We start from the raw sequence: 1,633 nt of genomic DNA on the forward strand, positions 1-1,633 counted from the left end.
CTCTCGAGAAACATCGCATGGAAGTACGGGTGGTTTTCAGGCCGTTTTCGTGTCGGGAATGATCTGGAAACCAAGCGCGGACGCGCGGCGTCTGAGCGCCGCGATGCTGCGCTGGCGCTGCTGTTCCTCGTAGTGCTGCTGACCCTGGTCGACAAAGGCTTCGCCGCGCGTGAGCATGAAGTACACCATGCGCGCAAGCTTGTGGGCGACCGCGGTGTTGGCGCGCGGCTTGTCCATGCGGGCGCACAGCCGGCGGTAGAACGCGCCGAGCGCGGAATCGTTGCGTGACAGGCTCATTGCGGCGAGCTTCAGCGCCTGGCGCACGCGGTTGGCGGAGCGCCGGGTGCGCGCGCTGAGCACCTTGCCGCCGCTGATCTTCGTGCCGGGGCACAGCCCCAGCCATGAACAGAAGTGCTTGATGCTGGCAAAGCGGCTCAGGTCCGGGCCGATCTCAGAGAGGATCGTCATCACGGTGGTGACTGACAGGCCGTTGATGCGGGTGAGGTCCACGCCGGCCCAGCGGGCCAGGGCCGCACGTGCATCAAACTGCGGGGCGTTCTTGCCGAGCCGCTTGCCGGGGCCGGCCAGCTCGACCTCGTGACGGCCCAGCGGGACGAGCAGCGCCTCGATCTTCGCGTCGCATTCGAGGATGCGCTGGGCGAGGCTGTCAAACATCGCCAGCGCCTGCGCGAGCACGAACAGATGCTCCTCGCGCCAGTTGCCGGTCAGCGCCCGCTCGATCTCGGCCGCGCTGGCTTTCACGCGGCCGTGGCGATGCTGTGCCAGTGCCTTCGGGTCGCGCTCGCCGGCGACGATTGCCCGCACGATCGCCTGCCCGGTCATGCCCATCACATCCGTGAGGACCTCGGTGAGCTGAAGGTTCATCTGTACCAGAGCCTTCTGCATGCGCTGCACCCAGCTGCCCTGTTCGGCGAGCAGCACCTCGCGCTGGCGGGCCACCGCACGCACCACACAGACCGCATCACCCGGGCGCCAGGCTGCCCGCAGCAACCCCAGACTCATCAGCTTCTGCAGCCACTGGCAATCCATCACATCGCTCTTGCGACCCGGCACGTACTTCAGCTGTCGCGTATCGACCAGCCACACGGTCAGCCCGCGCCGCTCGAGCACTTCGTACACCGGGATCCAGTACACGCCCGTCGATTCGAGTGCCACCGTGTCAACGCCGCACGCGAGCAGCCAGTCGGCCATCGCGTGCAGGTCGTCGGTCATCGTGCCGAACTCGCGCACCGGCTCCTCAGCGGCCGCAGCAGGCACGGCCACCCAGTGGCTCGAGCCTCCAATATCGATACCGGCCGCCTTCGGAAACACCTCGGGACTGTCTTCACGTTTGCGCATTGCCATGGCCTGCTCCACACTGGTTAGCGAACGGCAGCGCCATGGGTATTCGTCAAGATTGACTCTATCTCTCGAACGGGATGCAGCTCGCGCTGCTCGCCACTGTCGCCGACGAATCCCGGACCATGCTTCCAAGCGGGCTTATCCTGCGGCAGGCACGCCGCAGGCATGCACCATTGCCGTGTCGGTCATTGCGGCGCTGCCGTTCACCGGTATACCGCATCTCCGTTTCTCCGCCAACGCCGAGCCCGACGCGGGATTGGAATGCTTCCAA

The 1,633-nt window shown here is 66.1% G+C and carries 1 protein-coding gene; it reads right to left on the bottom strand.

Going from position 1 to position 1,633, the window contains the following annotated elements; all coding sequences use genetic code 11:
• Positions 1–36 precede the first annotated feature (36 nt).
• Positions 37–1,365, bottom strand: a complete 1,329-nt coding sequence (locus tag KHO31_RS38940) for an IS110 family RNA-guided transposase (protein WP_201081219.1) — start codon at positions 1,363–1,365, stop codon at positions 37–39.
• Between the last annotated feature and the right edge of the window lie 268 nt (positions 1,366–1,633).

Origin of the sequence: Paraburkholderia domus (assembly GCF_905220705.1) — a bacterium.
In the GTDB taxonomy this organism is placed as follows: Bacteria; Pseudomonadota; Gammaproteobacteria; order Burkholderiales; family Burkholderiaceae; genus Paraburkholderia; species Paraburkholderia domus.